This is a genomic window from Nakamurella deserti, assembly GCF_003260015.1.
Lineage (GTDB): Bacteria > Actinomycetota > Actinomycetes > Mycobacteriales > Nakamurellaceae > Nakamurella > Nakamurella deserti.
Genome location: NZ_QCXS01000004.1, coordinates 255,784 through 273,547 on the forward strand (window position 1 = coordinate 255,784; position 17,764 = coordinate 273,547).

Here is a 17,764-nt window from a genome sequence, read left to right on the forward strand (position 1 = left end):
CCACCGGTGAGCGGTTCAGGCGCGCAGGCCCCGGTCGATGAACGCGATCATCCAGGTGAAGCTGGTGTCGACGTCGGTGGCCATCTGGAACCCGTCGGAGGCTTCGAGGGTGGCGAAGCCGTGCAGGATGCTGCGCAGCATGCGCAGGGCGTGGATGCGGTCGCCGGGGTCCGGTCGGTATCCCTGCAGCACGGCGGCGAAGGAGTCGAGGGTGCGCTCCAACGCGACCGCGAGGGGGTCCTGCGGGCCGGTCAGTCGGACGCCGACGGTCGCGGCGTACCGGCCCGGGTACCTCGTGACGTAGCTGCGGACCGCCCCGGCCGCCGCGGTGAGGGCGTCCCGGCCGGCGCGGCCCTGCATCGCATCCCGGAGCTCGTCGCCCAGCTCGGTCGCGGCGAGGACGGCGACGCGATGGGTGAGGTCGGCCATCCCGTCGACGTGCTTGTAGAGCGACGGTGCGCGCACGCCCAGGCGTTCCGCGACCAGGCTCATGCTCAGGTGGGCCAGGCCGACCTCGTCCGCCACCACCGCCGCCGCGGCGGTGACGACCGCAGGATCGAGTCCCGCTCTAGGCATGGTCGACCGGAGTGGTGGGCAGGGTCCGGCGCAGGAACGGCAGCAACAGGGTGATCAGCTCCGCGGGGGTCTCGGTGTGTGGGTAGTGTCCGGCGCCGTCGATGACGGCGAGTTCGCCCACCCCGTCGGGGAGATCGCCGAGAATGCGCACGCCTTCGGCCCGGGGGTCGGCCCAGTCCGGGTCGGCGCTGCCTTCGACGACCAGGACGGGGCAGCGCACGTCGGCCAGCCGGGCGCCGGCGTCCTTCGGGGAGGTCCTGGCCATCGCCCGCAGCGCCGCCATGCGTTCCGGCCGGCGCAGCGTGGTCTCGATCCGGGCACGCTCGGCGTCCCAGTCGGCCGGCTTGTTCGGGATCGCGGCGTCGAGGTAGGCCAACCAGCCCCGCAGGCTGCCCGTCATCATCACCTTGGCCAGCTGCACCGTCCCGGCCCGGTGCCGGCTGTTCCGGACCAGCCCGACCAGGTCGACCGATTGCGCGCGGGTGAACGGCGCGAGCTCGACGACGCCTACGACCAGATCCGGGGCCGTCGCGGCCGCGACGGTCGCAGCACCGCCGCTGATCGACTGCCCGACGACGACCGCAGGGCCGCCCAGGCGACGGACCACCGCCACGAGATCGCGCGCGATGTCCGCGCGCTGATAGCTGGGCCATTCGGCGCTGGAGTCCCCGCAGCCGCGGATGTCGACGTTGGCGACCCGGTAGCCCGCCGCCACGAGCTCCGGGACCACGAACCGGTAGGAATGCCGACTGTCCCCCATGCCGTGCGCCAGCACCACGAGCGGTCCGGTACCGCTGACCTCGTAGGCGATGGTCCCTTCGGGGGTCTTCAGATACTCCAGCATGACGGTCTCCAATGGCTACGGGATATAGCTAGAAGCTACTACGCATAGCCGGAACCGTCAACGCGGGCAGCAGCACCTCCGCGGTTCCGTTCGGATGTGCACCAGCCCTTCCGCCGTCCGCGAGGTGATCGAGCGCCCGAACGAGACCGCGACGCCGGGTCTCGGACCGGACCTGCGGCCTCGACGCCGACAGGCCACTCACCACGAATCCTGCGAGTGCTGGTCCCACGACCTGACCTCGCGTCTCCACGACCTCACACCAGCCGTCGAACGGCGGCTCCCGATCGACCGAGCGGACCGACAGCGGACCCGCCGCGTTCCGTGCCCCCGGGCCCGACAGCGGCCGGGCTCCGCATCACCGCCGACGAGGTCGCACTGCCGAGGCCCACGACATCGCCATCATCGATTACTCTCAGCACCACCTCTGTCACGTTTCGTCAAACAGTGCGGTACGGCGACGACGGTCTGTGGTGGTGTCTGGGAGTTGTGATGGACGGATCCATTGACGTCGCACGGGATGGTCGGGGACGCCTCCCGAGTGGCTCGTGTGTCGGCGGCGCCGGGACGTGCTGCCACGCCCACAGCCCTGGGCCGGAGGCACCGGCGGACACCTGGGCAAGCGTCGGAGCTGCGCTTTCCGCCGTGGAGCAGCGTGAACGCGCGCTGCAGAGGGCGCTCGCCGCCGTGCAGGAGCGTGAGCGGGCGTTGCGGGCTGCGGAGGAGCTCGCACAGCTGGGCAGTTGGATCTGGGAAGTCGGCTCGGATTTGGTGACCTGGTCCGAGCACGTCCACCAGATCTTCGGCACCGATCCCGCCGGCGCGCCGGCGGTGTACGACGTGTACGTGTCGATGTTGCACCCCGAGGACCGGGAGCGGGTGCTGTCGGCGATCCGGGAGGCGACCGCCACCGGCGGAAGGTACGAAGTCGACCACCGCATCGTCCGACCGGACGGCCAGGTGAGGGAGCTCCGCGGCCGGGGGCGCGCTGAGACCGATCCGTCCGGGCGTCCCGTCCGGTTGATCGGAAGCGTCCAGGACGTCACCGAACTGACAGCCGCCGCCCGGGAGATGAACCGCTCCCGGGACCTGTTCGCGGGGGTGCTCAACGCCGCGACCGAGCAGTCCATCATCGCCACCGACCCTGACGGCATCATCACCGTCTTCAACACCGGCGCGGAACGCATGCTCGGCTACACCGCGGCGGACATGATCGGCACGACCCCCGAGCGTCTCCACGACGCCGCCGAGATCCGCGCCCGCGCCGCAGAGCTGGGCATGGAACCGGGGTTCGACGTGTTCCTGGTCCGCGCGGCGAACGGGCAGGCCGAGACCCGGGAATGGACCTACATCACCCGGGACGGCCGCCGGTTGCTGGCGTCGATCACGGTCAACGCCATGTACGGGCCGTGCGGTGAGGTCACCGGTTTCATCAAGGTCGGTACCGACATCACCGAGCGGGTGCAGGCGCAGGTCGCGCTGCAGGAGAGCGAGTCCCGGTTCCGGGACATGTTCCGGTTCGCGCCGAACGGGATGATGCTGTTCGGTATCGGGAAACGGAATCTGGGCCGTTTCGTCCAGGTCAATCCGGCCATGACCCGACTCACCGGCTACACCGAGCAGCAGCTCCTGGCCATGACCATGGCCGACCTGGTCGCGCCGGACGACCTGGAAGGCTACTGGGAGCGGCTCGAGATGTTCCGCGAGAATCCGGTTCTGGACGGTCCCGTGGAGCGGCACTGGATCCGCGCCGACGGCGACGATCTGTGGGTGCAGGTCAATCTGAGCCCGGGCGATGCCACCGCGGGCAGCGCGTACGTCGTTGGTCAGGTGGAGGACATCACCGCCCGCAAACAGGCCGAGGCGACCCTGCGTCGTCAGGCGCTCCACGACGGATTGACGGGGCTGCCGAACCGTCTGCTGTTGATGGACCGCATCGAGCACGCGCTGGCGGTGAGTACCCGCATCGACCGGCACGTGGGAGTGCTCTACATCGATCTCGACGGTTTCAAGTCGATCAACGACACCGCCGGTCATGCCGCAGGCGACCGCGCGTTGGTCCACGTGGCGCACCAGATCCGGGCGGTCCTGCGGCCCGGCGACACCGTTGCCCGTCTGGGCGGTGACGAGTTCGTGGTGGTGTGCGAGAACCTCGACTCCGCCGAGGCCGCGATCGCGATCGCCGGGCGGGTCCTGGGAGCGATCCGCACTCCGCTGACCATCGACGGAGGTCTGTTCTCGCTGGGCGGCAGTATCGGTGTCGCCCTGTCCGAACACGGCTCGAGCCCGGGTCAGCTGCTGCAGTTGGCCGATCAGGCCATGTACGTCGCCAAGGGGACCGGGAAGGGCCGGGTCGAGGTCAGCGGTGTCGCGGACCCCGCCCACCTGGAGCAGTCAGCCCGGGCGACCCGGTTCATGCGGCTCACCGCGGAGCTCGATCTCGCCGTTGCCCGGGACGAGTTGGTGATGTTCGGCCAGCCCGTCCGTGACCTGCGCAACGGCGCCGTCGTCGCCGTCGAGACACTGCTCCGCTGGGCGCATCCGATACTGGGGATCCTGACACCCGGGGCGTTCCTGGACGTCGCCGAAGCCACCGACGTGATGCTCCCGATCGGCCGCCGGGCGCTGCGGGAGTCCTGCCGGATGGCAGCGGCCTGGGCAGACGTCGGAGGTACCGGCGCGCCGGCGGTGCACGTCAACGTCTCCGGGCGGCAACTGGAGTCCGGCAGCCTGCACCAGGAAGTCACCCAGGCCCTGGAGGACTTCGGCCTCGCCCCGTCGCGGCTGGTGTTGGAGCTGACGGAGACGCACATGCCGCTGATCGCCGATTCGCTGCGCTCCGATCTGCAGTCCCTCCGCGATCGTGGTGTCAAGGTCGCCATCGATGACCTCGGCACGGGATACAGCAGCCTCACCCGCATCACCGAGCTGCCGGTGGACATCCTCAAGATCGACCTGAGTTTCGTCGCCGGGATGGAGACAGACCCGGCGTGCGCCGCCGTCGTCCGCGGCGTCCTCGCCATCGGTGACGCGCTCGGCCTGGACGTCATCGCCGAAGGCGTCGAATCCCCCGTCCAGATGCAGCGCCTCGTCGACTACGGCTGCGTCCTGGCTCAGGGATACCTGTACAGCCGGCCGTTACCGGAACCGGAGTTGCTCGCTCACCTCTCAGCCGGCGCCGGCTGACGAACTGCTCGACGCCCGACCCCCCGGCCGGTTACACCGGCGCAGGAACCGCACCGGAGGTCGGTGGCGCGCCCATGCTCTCGCGTTCGACGAACCGGGTGGCGACCGTGATCCGACGGTCGGCTCCGTCGTCGCCGTGGATGCGCCCGAACAGCCGCTCGGCAGCGACCCGTCCCATCTCGTACGCCGGTTGCACCACCACCGACACCGGGGGCGTGACGAAGGTCGTCCACTCCAGGTCGTCGAAGCCGAGCAACGAGATGTCCTCCGGGATCCGAAGCCTGGTCTCGGCCAGTCCGACGAAAGCGCTCCTGGTCATGTAGCTGTCGGCGGTGAAGAGCGCCGTCGGCGGCACCGCCAGTTGCAGGATCCGCCGCACCGCCTGCCGTCTGAGCTCGGGCTCGTTGTGCGGGATGAAGGCGACGAGGTCCTGATCGGGGGGGATCCCGGCGTCGGCGAGGGCCTTCAGATAGCCCCGCGCCCGGTCCGCCGAGGGACGCGACGGGCCGGAGATGCGGGTACCGGTCGATGACACCTTCAGGGTGGGCGGCTCCTCCGGTTGCACCGACACCAGGAAGCCGATCCGCCGGTGCCCCAGCGCGACGAGTCTGCCGACGGCCGTCCGGGTGGCGCTCTCGTTGTCGGCCACCACGCTGTCCACACCGAGACCCTTCAGCTGCCGGTCCAGCATCACCATGGGCAGCCCGTCGTGCCCCATCGCGTCGAGATGCTCGTGTTGGCGGACCGAGATCGGGGACAGGATGAGTCCGTCGACCCGGTGGGACAACATCGCAGCCGTGGCCGTCTTCTCGAGATCCAGTCGGTTGTCGCTGTTGGATACGAAGACCTGATAGCCCTGGTCGGAGGCGACATCGCAGATGCCGCGCATCGCGGTGGAGAAGAAGGCGTCGGAGATGTCGGCGCAGACGAAGCCGATGGTGTCCGACCGCCCGTTGCGCATGGTGCGGGCGATCCGGCTCGGCCGGTAGCCGAGCTGCTCCGCCGCAGCCTGCACGCGGGCCTGGATCTCCTTGGACGTGTAGCCGTACCCGCCCAGAGCCCGCGCCGCGCTCGCACGTGAAACACCCGCCGCCGCAGCGACATCGACGATGGTGTGCTGAGTCGCCCTGTTCATCGTTCACCCCCGGTCCGGGCGGCCGGCGCGCTCACAGCTCCACGTGGGTACCGACACCGGCGGCCGCCGCCGAAGTGTAGGCGGACAGCGCCAGCGCGGCGTCCTGCACCCCGAGCCCGGAGCTGTGGAACACCACGATCTGATCGTCCGCGGTGCGGCCGGGACCGCCGTCGATCACCGTGCCGACGAGGCCCACCGCGCCCGGGGACGCGCGGACCGACTCGGCCGCGGCGACGAGTGGTCCGACCGAACGCTCCGCGCCGGGGCCGTCGACGAACGTCAGGTCCGCCCGCATGGAGGCCGGGAGGTCGATCTCCCGTCGATCCGGTGCGTAGGAGCCCATGGTCAGCACGGTCGTTCCGGCACCCAGCCACCGGCCCTGCAGCACCGGCTCGGCGCTGGAGGTGCAGGTCGCGATGAGCGTGCTGTCGCGGGTGAGTTGGTCAGGTCCGGATGCGACGGTGACACCCGACCGTTGCCAGCCACTGTCGGTGGCCACCCGGCGTCGACCCGCCTCCGACGGGCTCCACACGGCGGTGGCGTCGAGGGGCAACACCGCCGCCGCCAGGCGGGCCAGTTCACCGGCCTGCGCGCCGGTGCCGAAGATGCCGAGTCGCACCGGTCCCGACCCGATCAGGGCAGCAGCCGCGGCCACCAGCCCCCCGGCGGTCCGGAGAGTGGTCACCGTCGCGCCGTTGAGCAACGCGACCGGCACACCGGTCGTGCGGTCGTGCACGGTCACCGTCGCCTGCACGGTGGCCACGCCACGGCCGGTGTTGGCCGGGACCTGCACCCCTGTCTTGAACACGGCGCCACCCGCCGGGATGACAGCGCCGTGCGCGAAGACCAGATCCTTCTCGGTCGGACCGGTGAAGTGGAAGTGGCCGCCGCCGGGCCCCGTCCCGTCCGCGGCGAGGCGGTAGGCGGCGGCCTGCGAGGCGATGACGGCCGCCGGCGTCAGTACGGCCCGGATGTCACCGTCGGACAGGATCAGCACGGGTCACAACACCCGCGACAGGAAGGCGCGGGTGCGCTCCTCGCGCGGGTCGCCGAACACAGCGGCCGGACTGCCGGACTCGATGATCCGGCCACCGTCCATGAACACCACCCGGTCGGCGACATCGCGGGCGAACTTCATCTCGTGGGTCACGACGACCATCGTCATGCCCTCGTCGGCGAGAGAGCGCATCACGTCGAGCACCTCGCCCACGAGCTCCGGATCCAGCGCCGACGTCGGCTCGTCGAAGAGCATCAGGCGTGGCTTCATCGCCAGCGACCGCGCGATGGCGACCCGTTGCTGCTGGCCACCGGAGAGCTGGTCGGGGTAGGCGTCCGCCTTGGCGGCCAGGCCCACCCGGTCGAGGAGTTCACGGGCCTGGGCCTCGGCGGCGCGCCGGTCGGTGCCGCGGACGACGACGGGGCCCTCGGTGATGTTGTCGAGCACCCTACGGTGCGGGAACAGATGGAACCCCTGGAACACCATCCCCATCCGCCCCCGCTGCACCGCGAGCTCACGCGACTTCATCCGACGGAGCTCGTCGTGGCGCCAACAGTGACCGATGGGCTCGCCCTCGAGGTAGATGTGCCCGGAGTCGGGCACCTCAAGCCAGTTCACGCACCGCAACAGCGTGCTCTTGCCCGATCCGGAGGGCCCGATCACACACTGGACCTGGCGGGACCGCACGTCGAGGGAGACGTCGAAGAGCACCTGGTGCGTGCCGAAGCTCTTGTTCACGTTCTCGATGCGCAGCAGCGGGACGTCGCCCGCAGCCGGCCGGGTCGGCCGGCCCGCCACGGTGGGGACCACGGAGTGCGTGCTGTCGGTGGACATCTCAGCCCTTCTTGAAGGACGGCAGGAAGCGCAGACGCGAGGTCGACGCCACGGACGAGCCGTGGGACGACGTCAGCCGCTTCTCGATCTGCTGCTGGACGACGGTGAACACGGTGGCGAGCACGAGGTACCACGCCGTCGCCACGAGCAGCAGTGGAATGGTCTGGTAGTTGCGGGAGTAGATCATCTGGGCGCTGTACAGCAGGTCCGGCGTGGCCAGCACACTCACCAGCGAGGTGAACTTCAGCATCGAGATCAGGTCGTTGCCGATCGGCGGAATGATGATGCGCAGGGCCTGCGGCAGCACCACCCGCCGCATCGTCTGCGCTCTGGACATCCCGATCACCAGGCTGGCCTCCGTCTGGCCGCGCGGCACCGCCTGGATGCCGGCGCGGATCATCTCGGCGGCGTAAGCGCTCTCGGTCAGCGCCAGCCCCAGGATCGCCGCGGTGAAGGAGGAGATCAGCGAGTTGGTGTCCCACTCGGCGATCGTCGGCCCGAACGGGATCGACACCGTGGTGGTGGGGATGAGGGTGGCCAGGTTGAACCAGAACACCATCTGCACCAGCGGCGGGACCCCGCGGAAGAACCAGATCCAGAGCCAGCTGACGCCGCGGAACAGCGGGTTCGCCGACAGTCGCATCATCGCCAGCACGACGCCGATGGCCAGACCGATCACCATCGCCAGCGCGGTCAGCTGCAACGTCTTGAGCAGACCGTCGAGGATCTCCGGATCGAAGAGGTAGTCGAGGAAGACCCCCCACCGCATGTTCTCGTTCGACACCAGCAACCGGACGAACAGGGCGATGGCGACGACGACGACCGCGCCGCCGACCCACCACCACGGATGCCGCACCGGGATGGTGTGCACCCCGGCAGCGCTACGGAACTGCGGCGGATCGGTCTGCTGCCCGGCAGCGGGCGACGTGACGGTCATTCGGGCTCCTCGGCGGCCGTACGGGGGGGGTGGGCGGGACGGTGCGGTACGGCGGAGGTGCGACCCCCGGAACGGCGGGTCGCACCCCGGCCACCCGCTGGGATGTCGGCACCCCAGCGGGTCGGGATCAACCCTCGGGGTTCGCCTCGGTGATGAGGACGGCGTCCGTCAGGTCGCCCTGGCTGGTCACGCCCCATTCACTGCGGATCCGAGCGTAGGTCCCGTCGTCGATCACCGACTGCAGCGCAGCCTCGAACGCCGGGCCCATCTCGCTGCCCTTCGGGATGCCGACCCCGTTGTAGACCGCGTTGATCAGCAGGTCTGAGACCTCGAGCTGCCCGGTCTGCTTCGCGGTGTACTTGAGCTTGCCGGAGCCAGCGGCCACCAACTGGACCCGCCCCGACGCCACGGCGAGTTCTGCGGACGGCTGGTCCTTGAACTGTTGGATGTCCATCGGGGAGTCGCCGCACACCGTGGCGTTGTTGTCCATCAGGTACTGGTACTCGAACGCGCCGGTGAGCACCGCCACCGACCTGCCGCAGGCGTCCTCGATGGCCGAGACCGTCAGGCCGCTGCCGGCCTTCCAGCCGAACGCGGTCCCCTCCTTCTGCAGCGGCACGAAATCGACCGTCTGCAGCCGCTCCGGGGTCACCCCGAGAGAGGCCACCGCGGCGGCGTAGCGACCGTTGCCCAGGCCCGGGATGATGGCGTCGAAACCTGTCGCCTCGTAGTGGAAGTCGACGCCGAGGCGATCGGCCATGGCCTTGACCAGGTCGACGCTCCAGCCCTTCACCTCACCGTTCTCGACGTACTCCTCGGGGGCCCAGTCACCGAAGACGGCGACCGTGGAGCTGCGCAGGTCGGCGGGAACCAACGCGGCCAGGGAGCTGTCAGAGCCGCCGCCGGTGGCCGAGGCGGAACCCGACGGGGCGCTGACCGTGGAGCCCGAGGAGGTCGGCACGGCCGACGACGAGCCGGCCGACCACGAGCCCGACGACGAGGTCGAGGCCGACGGCGTCGAGCCGCCACAGGCGGTGAGGGCCAGCGCGAGACCGGCGGTGGACAGGAGGGCCGCCAGGCGGCGACCGGTGGGGTGAGCGGACATGTTCATCCTTGTCAGGAGACGTGCACGGACGGACGGGGGAAGTGCAGAGCTGCAGGTAACGCCCGGGCCGGACCGAAGGCCCCGAACCGTTCACAGACCGCCGCGGACGCCCTGGCGGCGTCGGCGAGGAATTCATCCGCCGGGCGCTCCCGGATGAGCCCGGCGAGTACCACACCGATGAACGCATCGCCCGCACCGAGGGTGTCCTCGACCCGGGACGCGACCGCCGGCTGCCGCAGCACGGTCCGGCCGTCGGAGAAGACCGCACCCGAGGAGCCTCTGGTGGCCAGGGCGGTCGAGGCGCCGCGGTCGCAGGCCCAGGCCAGCAGATCCAGCGCCTCCGACTCGGACAGGTGCGACGCCGAGAAGAACGCGTGGGTGACCGACCCGATCAGGTCCTGGCAGTACGCGTCGGCGGTGTGGACGTCGAAATCGAACGAGACAGGCACTCGCGCAGCCAGTTCCGGCACCTGCGACGTCAACTGCGCGGCGGTGCTGGAGTGGGCGATCCGGTGCGTCGCGATGAAGCGGAGATCCTCCTCGGACAAGGTGATCTCGGCGACGCCACGGTCGAAGGGGCCGAAGTGCCGGTCCCCGTCGACGTGGAAGACCGTGGCGTAGCCGGTCTCGCCCGGCAGCGTGCGGAGGCGGGAGACGTCGACGGACTCGGCGGTCAGCTCGTCACGGAGCAGGGTGCCCCGTTCGTCGGTGCCGACCGCCCCGACGTAGGACGTCGGGGCGCCGGCCCGCGCGCTGTGCACCGCCACGTTGACGCAGTTGCCCCCCGGGAACATCACGCCCTGCTCCGGGTAGCAGTCGGTGATGTTGTCGCCGACGGCGACGAGGTGCATCAGTAGGCCACTTTCCACATGTAGCGACGGTCGGTCAGCGGGCGTCCCGAGAAGGACTCGAACTGCTGCGCCAGCCGGGCGATCAGGCAGCTGGACAGGATGAAGCCACCGATCAGCGGCCGCATGGCGGCGTCCACGCCCGGCAGGGACAGCGTGGAGGTGTCCAGGACGTAGTTGCGACGGTTGTAGGTCTCCAGGAAGCGCAGCACGCGCTCACCCATCGGACGGGTCGCGTCCTCACCCATGAACACGATGACCGGGACGTTGCCGTCGACGACCTCGAAGGCGCCGTGCAGGAATTCCCCCGACCCGGTGGCGACGGCGTGCTTGTTCTGCATCTCCTGGAGGTAGCAGGCGGCGAAGGTCTGCGCGGCCCCTTCGAGCGGACCCGAACCCAGGACGTAGACGCACTTCTCGGTGGTGCACTCGGATGCGATGGACCGCAGCAGCGCGTCGGTCTCCCACACGGAGGCCTCGAACGCCGCCGAACTCGAGCGGAATGCGGCGACCACCGCGTCGTAGTCGTCGGCCACGCCCTGCTCGCGCAGCAGCGCGAAGGCGATGAGGCCGAGCAGGATCTGCTTGGATTCGACACCCTTGTGCAGCACGATGTGCTCCGCCTGCTGGGCGACCAGGCTCTCCGGGTCCTGCGTGACGAGGAGGACGGGTGCGCCGGCGGCTCGGGCGAAGGTGACCGCTCGGGCCGTCTCCGGAGTGCCGCCGTTGCTGCTGCTGGCGATGACGACGCTGTCCGGGCCGAGGTCGGCCGGGTTGCGCAGCATCATCTCGTCGGCGTTGATGGCGACCGCGGGGATCGGCGAGCGCTCCAGGATGAAGCGCATCGGGCCGAAGGTGAACAGCGACCCACCGCATCCGAGCAGGTAGATGATCCGGGTGGACGGGGTGATCGAGGCGGCGACGAACTCGCTGACCTGGGTCTCGATCTCAACCGTTGCGGCACGGTCGATGTCGGCGCGGAAGGTCGGCGAGAGATCACCGATGGGGCGGACGGCCTCGAGTTGCTGCGTCATGAGTTGCTCCTGTTTCTGAGATCGATCTCATACGTGAGGTAGATAGTGGGTGGACGGGTGGGATAAGTCAAGGAGATCTTGGGTGGGACACGGTGCCCGCAGGCGCCGTCGCGGTCAGTGTCCTGCGGTGACCGGCAGTCGACCACGGCTGGCCATCGCGGCCCGGACCCGCTCGGCCGCCACCTGGCGGCCGGCCTCGTGCGGGGTGAGACCACGACGGACGGCATCGCCGAGCACCGTGACGGTGTTCGCCCGGAGCCGGGTCGAGATGGAGCCCAGGATGGCCCCGGTGTCCGGCCGGAATCCGGAGTACCGGGCGTCCATGGCGTAGGCGGCGGCCACCACTCCTCCCGCGTTCGCGAGAAAGTCGGGCACAACTACGATCTCACGTCCTGCGAGCACGGCCTGGGCCTTCGGCGTGGTGGGCAGGTTGGCCCCCTCGACGACCAGTCGCGCCCGCACGCGGGCGGCCACGTCGACGTCGATGACGTCCTGCATGGCCGCCGGCACCAGCACCTCGCAGTCGACGGTCAACTCGGTACCCACGGGGTGGACGGGTCGTCCGAGGTGATGGACGAAGTCGTCACCGAATTCCGCCCGCGCCGCCAGCAAGGCATCCACCTCGAACCCGGCGGGATCGACGAGGGCACCACACGAGGTCGACACCGCCACGATGACGGCGTCGAGTTCTGAGAACCGGGATGCCGCAGCACCACCCACCGCGCCGAAACCCTGGATGGAGACGCGGGAGCCGGCCAGCGGGAACCCCAGCACGCCCGCCGCGGCGTCGGTGGCTTCGGCGATGCCGAACCCGGTCACGCCCAGCTGGTCGTAGGCCACTCCGCCCAGGTGCGCCGGCGTTCCGACGGCGGCACCGCGGTCCCCCAGCTCGTCCTGGATGATCGCCGCGTCGTCCTCGGTGAGTCCCATGTCGAGGCCCATCACGTATTCGCGTGGCACCTCGTTGGACAGGGCCCGGGCGAAGGCCCGGAGGACCGCCTCCTTGTCGGGAGCACGGGGGTCGGCGACGATGCCGGCCTTGGCGCCGCCGAAGAACAGGTCGACCCCGGCCCACTTCCAGGTCATCACCCGGGCCAGCCGCGCCACCTCCGCGACGGTCACCGTGGGCGCCATCCGCGTCCCGCCCTTGCCGACGCCGCGGGCGGTGTTGTCGATGACGAGCACGCCGCGCATGCCGGTCCGGCGGTGCGACACGACGACGATCTTCTCGGGACCCCAGTCGTCGACGAGTTCCAGTGCATCGGTCATGGTGGTTCCTCTGCTCGTGCGGCTCGCGAGGAGCCGGGTCCGGTCGATCCGGCCGGCGGCCGGGGCAGCGCCGCGGCGAGCAATTCGGCCACGTGCACTGCGGTGCGGGAGGTCTGCTGGTCGATCTGGGTGCGGCAGCTGAATCCATCGGCCAGTACGGCGGTCCCGGGGTCGGCGGCACGGACCGCCGGTAGCAGGACCTGCTCGCCGGCGGCGACCGAGACGTCGTAGTGGCCACGCTCGAACCCGAAGTTCCCGGCCAGTCCACAGCAGCCGGAGGGCAGCACCGTGTTGTCGACCCCCGCCGCGCCCAACAGGGCGGTGTCGGCGGTGAAGCCGGAGGTGGCGTGCTGGTGACAGTGCGTCTGACTGAGCGAACGTTGCGGGACGGCCGGGGGCGTGTAGCCCGGTGAGTGCGACACCAGCAGCTCGGCCAGGGTCAGCGTCGCCGCGGCCACCGAACGCGCCGACGGCCCCAGTTCGCTGTCGTCGTGCAGCAGCTCCGCGACGTCGGTGCGCAGGGCCGCGGTGCAGCTGGGTTCGAGTCCGACGACCGGGAGGCCCGCAGCCACCGCCGGTGCCAGCGACCGGACGGCCCGACCGGCGATCCGGCGGGCGACGCCGAGCTGCCCGGTGGTGAGCCAGGTGAGGCCACAGCACTGGGTACCGGGCGGGACCCGGACCCGGTAGCCGGCGTCCTCCAGAACGGCGACACCGGCCTGCAGGACCTGGGGCGAGAAGTGGTTGTTGAAGGAGTCCACCCAGAGCATCACCGGCCCGCGTTCACCCGACCCGGCCGGGCTCCGGTGACGGAACCAGTCGAGGAAGGTGCCGTCGGCGAATCGCGGGATCTCCCGTTGCGCCGCGATCCCGGCCATCCGCTTGATCGCCGGGGCCAGCACCGACCGGGTGGCCCGGTTGACCAACCGGGGGGCACGGGCGGCCACCCGGGACGCCAGCGGCAGCCAGCCCATCGAGTAGTGCGACGCCGGTCGGAGCCGGTGCCGGTAGTGGTGGTGGAGGAATTCCGACTTGTAGGTGGCGACGTCGACGCCGACCGGGCAGTCCACGCTGCAGCCCTTGCAGGACAGGCACAGGTCCAGGGCATCGCGGACCTCGGTGGATCGCCAGCCGTCGGTGATGACCTCGCCCTGGGTCATCTCGTAGAGCATCCGGGCGCGGCCGCGCGTGGAGTGCTGCTCGTCGAGCGTCACCTGGTAGCTCGGGCACATCACGCCCGCTCCCGGCGTGGTCACCCGGCACTTGCCGACGCCGACGCACCGACGGGACGCCTTCGCGAGGTCTCCGCCGTCTGCGGTCAGCGGTAGCAGGGTCTTCAGGGCGGGCGGCTTCCGGTCCGGGCTGATGCGCAGATCGGCGTCCACCGGCCGGGGCTGAGTGATGATGCCGGGGTTGAGGGCCTCGTCCGGATCCCAGATGGTCTTGAACCGGCGGAACAGCGCCAGCATGCCGGGGGTGTACATCAGGGGCAGCAGCTCCGAGCGGGCCTGACCGTCACCGTGCTCGCCGGAGAGCGACCCCCCGTGCGCCGCCACCAGCTGCGCAGCCTCGGTGACGAAGGCGCGGAACGCCGCGGTGCCGGCGGCGGTCTCGAAGTCGAAGTCGATGCGGACGTGCAGGCAGCCTTCGCCGAAGTGGCCGTACACAGCTCCCTCGAGTCCGGAACGTGCCATCAACGCGCTGAACTCGCGGAGGTAGGCCCCGAGCCGGGCCGGCGGCACCGCGGCGTCCTCCCAACCGGGCCACGCCTCGGATCCGTCGGGCAAACGCGTCGCCAGACCTGCCCCGTCCTCCCGGATCTGCCACATCGACCGTGCCCGGTCCGCGTCGGCGACGAGCTCCACGCCGGTGCAGCCGTCGGTGGCCAGGGCGGTCGCGGTCAGCGCCGCACCGAGCGCCGGCAGTGTCGCCGCCGTGCCGCCCAGCTCGGCGAACAACCACGCGCTACCCGCCGGCAGGGTGTCGATGACGGCCCGCGTGGACGCCCGGGTGACGATGTCGGTCAGCGACCGGTCCAGTCCCTCCAGCGCCAGCATCCGGTGCTGCAGCAACGCTGGGACCGCGTCCGCCGCGGCGACGGCGTCGCGGTACCCCAGCACGACGACGACCCGCTCGGGCGGCGGAGTGACGACTCGCAGCGTCGCGGACAGGATCACCGCACAGGTGCCCTCGCTCCCGACCAACGCCTTGGCCAGATCGAAACGATGCTCGGGCAGCAGGTGCTCCAGGGCGTAGCCGGACACCTGCCGCGGGAACCGCCCCAGCTCGGTCCGCAGCGACGCCAGGTTCTCCCGCGCGAGCGCCGCCAGCGCCCCGATCAGCCGGCCCCGCTCGCCTCCCTCGCCCACCGCGACCTCGATCTCTGCGGTGGTCATCTGGCCGACGGTGAGCACGGTGCCGCGGTAGGTCAGCACCTCCAACTCGACGACCGTGTCCGCGGTCCGCCCCCACGCCAGTGAATGCGAGCCGCAGGCGTTGTTGCCCAACATCCCGCCGATCGTGCAGCGGCTGTGGGTGGACGGATCGGGTCCGTAGAGCAGGCCGTGCGGCGCCAGGGCGGCCTGCAGGGCGTCGAGCACGATGCCGGGTTCCACGGTGGCGGTGCCGGCGACGGGATCCACCGCCAGCACCCGGTGGAAATGCCGCGAGAGGTCGACGACCACGCCCGACCCCACCGCCTGACCCGAGGTGCTGGTACCGGCGCCCCGGAGGGTGAGGGGCAGGCCGAGCTCGCGACACACCCGGACGGTGGCGATGATCTCGTTCCGGTCGCGCGGGAAGACCACGGCCGCCGGCACCCGGCGGTAGTTCGAGGCGTCGGCGGCGAAGCGGGCGCGGTGGCCGGCGTCGTCGAACGCCTCGGCGCAGCCGGCGGCGTGCAGGGCCGCCACCACGTCGGCGGACGTGGCGACCGATCGGTCGAGGACGGTCACGGTTCACCCTTCTGCGTTGTCGAGCGGAGCTGGTCCGATCACTCTGCCTCGCAGGGCATCTCGTGCACCAGCCCCAGCAGACCGAGACAATCGGCTCGCGAGCACCAGCAATGCTTATGCTGACCGGACCGGACCGGGGTCCGTCCGAGGAGGAGGGTTGCCGATGTCCACGTCGCATCATCTGCAGACACTCGAGGCGGTCTGCCGGCACGCGTCGTTCGCGGTGGCCGCCCGGGAGCTGGGATACACGCCGTCGGCGGTGTCCCAACAGATGCTGGCACTCGAGCGGTCGACGCGACTGACCCTGTTCGAGCGGCAGCCGCACGGGATCCGGCCCACGAGGGTGGCCCTGGACCTGGTCGACGCCGGCCGACGGGTGCTGTCGGCCCTGGACGACTTCGACCGCCATGTCCGGGATCTCGCCGCCGGCACCACCGGACGGCTGCGGATGGGCAGCTTCCCCACCGCCAGCGTGCGGGTGGTCCCGCGGGCGCTCGCCGCCTTCGCCCGCCGTCACCCCCGTTCCGAGGTCCAGCTCACCGAGTGCGAACCCGACGACGCGGTGACGATGGTGATGGACGGCCGACTGGACGTCGCCCTCGTGTACTCGTACGGACTCGACCCGCGGACCTGGCCGGTCGGCACCGGACTCCACCCGCTGCTCACCGAGGAACTGCTGTTGCTGCAGCCGATCGCACGGGAGGGGGACGCGGTGTCCGGCGGCGGGAAGGTGTCGCTGGACGGCCTCGCGGGCGCGCGCTGGATCTCCAGCCACGACGGCTCCGCGGGCGCCCGGTCGTTCGAGCGGCTCTGCGCCACGGCGGGTTTCGCGCCCGAGGTGGTCTTCCGGACCAACAACTACGACGTCGTGCGGGAGCTGGTGGCGACCGGGTTCGGGATCGCGGTGATCCCGATGCTCGGACACCGGCCGGACCGCCGCATCGACGCGGTGGCGGTGCCCGGGCCGGCGTCGTTCCGCAGGGTGTCCGTGCTGCACCGGGACGCGACGGATCATCCACTGCTGGCCGACGCGATCGGTGCGCTCACTCACTCCGCGGCCCGGCTCGCCCCCGGCACGGATGCCGCCCCGACGTGAGCCACCCCGTCGGGTCCCACTTCCAACCTCGCCAGGATCCCGGTGACCGCCGCCACCGACGGGCGGGCCGCCCCCTTCCTGGACACGAGCACGATCTGCCGCTCGATCCGTTCTGCCAGCGGGACGACCTCCACATCCGACGTCCGTAGCCGCAACATCAGGCCGGTCACCGTGGTGATGCCGACGCCCGCCTCCACCAGTGCCAGCGACGCCGCCGTGTCGGTGACCTCGTGCTGGACGTCCGGTTCGACTCCCACCCGGCGGCAGGCCGCGCGCACCGCGGCGCCGTAGTGCGTCGACACGGCCGGTAGCACCCAGGGCAGCGCGGCGGTGTCGGACAGCCCCATCGCCTTCCCCGGCCGGCAGTGCCCGCGCGGGACAGCCAGCGAGAACCGCTCACTGACCAGGGGTGACAGCACCAGTGACCGGTCCCGCGGGATGGGTGCGTCGGGGTAGTCGAGCCCCAGAGCCAGGTCGACGGACCCCGCGGCGACCGCGTCGAAGACCTCGTCGACCTCCATGTCGCGGCTGCGCACCGCGATCCGCGGATGGCACCGTCGCACCCGGGCGAGCACGGTCGGCAGGATCTCGGCTGCGGCCGTGGCGAACAGCCCGATCGCCACCCGGCCGCCGACGTCATCGCCCAGGCCCTCGATCTCGGCCATCGCACCCCGGTGGCCGTCGAGCAGGTCGCGGGCGGACCGGGCCAGGACCCACCCCGCGTCCGTCAGTTCGACCCGGCGTCCCACGCGACGCAGCAGCTGCCGTCCGGCACTGCGCTCGAGGGCCGACAGTTGCTGCGACACCGCGCCGGGGGTGTAACCCAGCGCCCGGGCGACCTCGGTGACGGTGCCCCGCTCCGGGAGCTCCGCGAGCGCCCTGAGCTGAACGCTCGTCCATTCCATTCAGACATCCTAAGAGATCGATCTCAGAATGTGTCGATGGACGCGGG

Annotated in this window: 14 protein-coding genes; 2 read left to right on the forward strand and 12 right to left on the reverse strand. The window is 70.8% G+C overall.

Annotation, left to right across the window (positions count from 1 at the left end):
• Positions 1-15: 15 nt before the first annotated feature.
• The gene (locus DB033_RS19630; RefSeq protein ID WP_111768648.1) at positions 16-576 is read right to left on the reverse strand and encodes a TetR-like C-terminal domain-containing protein; all 561 of its coding nucleotides are present in this window, start codon (positions 574-576) and stop codon (positions 16-18) included.
• Positions 569-1,420, reverse strand: coding sequence for an alpha/beta fold hydrolase (locus DB033_RS19635; RefSeq protein ID WP_111768807.1), 852 nt, complete (start codon positions 1,418-1,420; stop codon positions 569-571). Before DB033_RS19635 ends, DB033_RS19630 begins: the two co-directional genes overlap by 8 nt.
• Positions 1,421-2,062: 642 nt before the next feature.
• Between DB033_RS19635 and DB033_RS19640 the strand changes: the two genes are divergently transcribed.
• The gene (locus DB033_RS19640; RefSeq protein ID WP_170315605.1) at positions 2,063-4,603 is read left to right on the forward strand and encodes a sensor domain-containing protein; all 2,541 of its coding nucleotides are present in this window, start codon (positions 2,063-2,065) and stop codon (positions 4,601-4,603) included.
• A 31-nt stretch (positions 4,604-4,634) separates the two neighbouring features.
• Here the strand turns inward: DB033_RS19640 and DB033_RS19645 are convergent, their stop codons facing one another.
• The 9 genes from DB033_RS19645 to DB033_RS19685 form a co-directional block, all read right to left on the reverse strand.
• Positions 4,635-5,738 carry a LacI family DNA-binding transcriptional regulator gene (locus DB033_RS19645; RefSeq protein ID WP_111768650.1) on the reverse strand — a complete coding sequence of 368 codons (1,104 nt, stop codon included), beginning with the start codon at positions 5,736-5,738 and terminating at the stop codon, positions 4,635-4,637.
• A 31-nt stretch (positions 5,739-5,769) separates the two neighbouring features.
• Entirely contained in the window at positions 5,770-6,735 is a 966-nt protein-coding gene (locus DB033_RS19650) for an ornithine cyclodeaminase family protein (RefSeq protein ID WP_111768651.1), read from the reverse strand.
• Positions 6,736-6,738: 3 nt separating this feature from the next.
• Positions 6,739-7,569, reverse strand: coding sequence for an ATP-binding cassette domain-containing protein (locus DB033_RS19655; protein WP_111768652.1), 831 nt, complete (start codon positions 7,567-7,569; stop codon positions 6,739-6,741).
• 1 nt (position 7,570) lies between these two features.
• Positions 7,571-8,506 (reverse strand): amino acid ABC transporter permease, encoded by a 936-nt coding sequence (locus DB033_RS19660; protein ID WP_111768653.1) that lies wholly within the window; start codon positions 8,504-8,506, stop codon positions 7,571-7,573.
• 127 nt (positions 8,507-8,633) lie between these two features.
• A complete protein-coding gene (locus DB033_RS19665; RefSeq protein ID WP_157970815.1) occupies positions 8,634-9,611 on the reverse strand; it encodes a transporter substrate-binding domain-containing protein in 978 nt (325 codons plus the stop codon).
• Between the two features lie 11 nt (positions 9,612-9,622).
• A complete protein-coding gene (locus DB033_RS19670) occupies positions 9,623-10,462 on the reverse strand; it encodes a PfkB family carbohydrate kinase (protein WP_111768655.1) in 840 nt (279 codons plus the stop codon).
• Complete coding sequence (locus DB033_RS19675; RefSeq protein WP_111768656.1) at positions 10,462-11,493, reverse strand: SIS domain-containing protein; 1,032 nt, start codon at positions 11,491-11,493, stop codon at positions 10,462-10,464. Before DB033_RS19675 ends, DB033_RS19670 begins: the two co-directional genes overlap by 1 nt.
• A 114-nt stretch (positions 11,494-11,607) precedes the next feature.
• Positions 11,608-12,762, reverse strand: coding sequence for a Glu/Leu/Phe/Val family dehydrogenase (locus DB033_RS19680; RefSeq protein WP_111768657.1), 1,155 nt, complete (start codon positions 12,760-12,762; stop codon positions 11,608-11,610).
• Entirely contained in the window at positions 12,759-15,716 is a 2,958-nt protein-coding gene (locus DB033_RS19685) for an FAD-binding and (Fe-S)-binding domain-containing protein (protein ID WP_111768658.1), read from the reverse strand. Before DB033_RS19685 ends, DB033_RS19680 begins: the two co-directional genes overlap by 4 nt.
• Before the next feature lie 163 nt (positions 15,717-15,879).
• Between DB033_RS19685 and DB033_RS19690 the strand changes: the two genes are divergently transcribed.
• Positions 15,880-16,812, forward strand: coding sequence for a LysR substrate-binding domain-containing protein (locus DB033_RS19690; protein ID WP_111768659.1), 933 nt, complete (start codon positions 15,880-15,882; stop codon positions 16,810-16,812).
• Here DB033_RS19690 and DB033_RS19695 read toward each other — a convergent pair.
• Complete coding sequence (locus tag DB033_RS19695) at positions 16,764-17,717, reverse strand: LysR family transcriptional regulator (RefSeq protein WP_111768660.1); 954 nt, start codon at positions 17,715-17,717, stop codon at positions 16,764-16,766. The genes DB033_RS19690 and DB033_RS19695 overlap by 49 nt on opposite strands.
• Between the last annotated feature and the right edge of the window lie 47 nt (positions 17,718-17,764).

What these genes read in the sequence shown, in the direction of transcription:
- DB033_RS19655 (WP_111768652.1), bottom strand. Translation starts at nt 7,569, where the DNA reads ATGTCCACCGACAGCACGCACTCCGTGGTCCCCACCGTGGCGGGCCGG.
- DB033_RS19630 (WP_111768648.1), bottom strand. Translation starts at nt 576, where the DNA reads ATGCCTAGAGCGGGACTCGATCCTGCGGTCGTCACCGCCGCGGCGGCG.
- DB033_RS19645 (WP_111768650.1), bottom strand. Translation starts at nt 5,738, where the DNA reads ATGAACAGGGCGACTCAGCACACCATCGTCGATGTCGCTGCGGCGGCG.
- DB033_RS19695 (WP_111768660.1), bottom strand. Translation starts at nt 17,717, where the DNA reads ATGGAATGGACGAGCGTTCAGCTCAGGGCGCTCGCGGAGCTCCCGGAG.
- DB033_RS19660 (WP_111768653.1), bottom strand. Translation starts at nt 8,506, where the DNA reads ATGACCGTCACGTCGCCCGCTGCCGGGCAGCAGACCGATCCGCCGCAG.
- DB033_RS19680 (WP_111768657.1), bottom strand. Translation starts at nt 12,762, where the DNA reads ATGACCGATGCACTGGAACTCGTCGACGACTGGGGTCCCGAGAAGATC.
- DB033_RS19665 (WP_157970815.1), bottom strand. Translation starts at nt 9,611, where the DNA reads ATGTCCGCTCACCCCACCGGTCGCCGCCTGGCGGCCCTCCTGTCCACC.
- DB033_RS19670 (WP_111768655.1), bottom strand. Translation starts at nt 10,462, where the DNA reads ATGCACCTCGTCGCCGTCGGCGACAACATCACCGACTGCTACCCGGAG.
- DB033_RS19675 (WP_111768656.1), bottom strand. Translation starts at nt 11,493, where the DNA reads ATGACGCAGCAACTCGAGGCCGTCCGCCCCATCGGTGATCTCTCGCCG.
- DB033_RS19690 (WP_111768659.1), top strand. Translation starts at nt 15,880, where the DNA reads ATGTCCACGTCGCATCATCTGCAGACACTCGAGGCGGTCTGCCGGCAC.
- DB033_RS19635 (WP_111768807.1), bottom strand. Translation starts at nt 1,420, where the DNA reads ATGCTGGAGTATCTGAAGACCCCCGAAGGGACCATCGCCTACGAGGTC.